Source organism: Kitasatospora sp. NPDC056446 (genome assembly GCF_042796115.1).
In the GTDB taxonomy this organism is placed as follows: domain Bacteria; phylum Actinomycetota; class Actinomycetes; order Streptomycetales; family Streptomycetaceae; genus Kitasatospora.
The window spans coordinates 1-1,839 of sequence record NZ_JBHTRF010000194.1 but is presented as its reverse complement, the minus strand read 5'-3'; the positions used below and the strand labels follow the sequence as shown (position 1 = coordinate 1,839).

1 rRNA gene is annotated in these 1,839 nt (G+C 50.6%); it reads left to right on the top strand.

Annotated elements, in window-relative coordinates:
* Nucleotides 1-87 precede the first annotated feature (87 nt).
* Nucleotides 88-1,839 (top strand): 23S ribosomal RNA (locus tag ACFQ6N_RS40570); the annotation flags it as partial.

Genomic DNA, 1,839 nt, shown 5'->3' with positions numbered 1-1,839 from the left:
GAAAACTAGATAACAATAAGTAATACATTCACATTGAATGCAATGCAAAGTTCATCACACATAGTGATTCTTTCTAAAGTAAGAAATGGTTAAGTTAGAAAGGGCGCACGGTGGATGCCTTGGCACTAGGAGCCGATGAAGGACGGGACGAACACCGATATGCTTCGGGGAGCTGTAAGCAAGCTTTGATCCGGAGATTTCCGAATGGGGAAACCCACTACTCGTAATGGAATGGTATCCTTACCTGAATACATAGGGTATGGAAGACAGACCCAGGGAACTGAAACATCTAAGTACCTGGAGGAAGAGAAAGCAAATGCGATTTCCTGAGTAGCGGCGAGCGAAACGGAACATAGCCCAAACCAAGAGGCTTGCCTCTTGGGGTTGTAGGACACTCTGTACGGAGTTACAAAGGAACGAGGTAGACGAAGAGGTCTGGAAAGGCCCGCCATAGAAGGTAACAGCCCTGTAGTCAAAACTTCGTTCTCTCCTGAGTGGATCCTGAGTACGGCGGAACACGTGAAATTCCGTCGGAATCCGGGAGGACCATCTCCCAAGGCTAAATACTCCCTAGTGACCGATAGTGAACCAGTACCGTGAGGGAAAGGTGAAAAGCACCCCGGAAGGGGAGTGAAAGAGATCCTGAAACCGTGTGCCTACAAGTAGTCAGAGCCCGTTAACGGGTGATGGCGTGCCTTTTGTAGAATGAACCGGCGAGTTACGATCCCGTGCAAGGTTAAGCAGAAGATGCGGAGCCGCAGCGAAAGCGAGTCTGAATAGGGCGCATGAGTACGTGGTCGTAGACCCGAAACCAGGTGATCTACCCATGTCCAGGGTGAAGTTCAGGTAACACTGAATGGAGGCCCGAACCCACGCACGTTGAAAAGTGCGGGGATGAGGTGTGGGTAGGGGTGAAATGCCAATCGAACCTGGAGATAGCTGGTTCTCTCCGAAATAGCTTTAGGGCTAGCCTCAAGGTAAGAGTCTTGGAGGTAGAGCACTGATTGGACTAGGGGCCCCCACCGGGTTACCGAATTCAGTCAAACTCCGAATGCCAATGACTTATCCTTAGGAGTCAGACTGCGAGTGATAAGATCCGTAGTCAAAAGGGAAACAGCCCAGACCGCCAGCTAAGGTCCCAAAGTGTGTATTAAGTGGAAAAGGATGTGGAGTTGCTTAGACAACTAGGATGTTGGCTTAGAAGCAGCCACCATTTAAAGAGTGCGTAATAGCTCACTAGTCGAGTGACTCTGCGCCGAAAATGTACCGGGGCTAAATACACCACCGAAGCTGCGAATTGATACCAATGGTATCAGTGGTAGGGGAGCGTTCTAAGTGCAGTGAAGTCAGACCGGAAGGACTGGTGGAGCGCTTAGAAGTGAGAATGCCGGTATGAGTAGCGAAAGACGGGTGAGAATCCCGTCCACCGAATGCCTAAGGTTTCCTGAGGAAGGCTCGTCCGCTCAGGGTTAGTCAGGACCTAAGCCGAGGCCGACAGGCGTAGGCGATGGACAACAGGTTGATATTCCTGTACCACCTCTTTATCGTTTGAGCAATGGAGGGACGCAGAAGGATAGAAGAAGCGTGCGATTGGTTGTGCACGTCCAAGCAGTTAGGCTGATAAGTAGGCAAATCCGCTTATCGTGAAGGCTGAGCTGTGATGGGGAAGCTCCTTATGGAGCGAAGTCTTTGATTCCCCGCTGCCAAGAAAAGCTTCTAGCGAGATAAAAGGTGCCTGTACCGCAAACCGACACAGGTAGGCGAGGAGAGAATCCTAAGGTGTGCGAGAGAACTCTGGTTAAGGAACTCGGCAAAATGACCCCGTAACTTCGGGAGAAG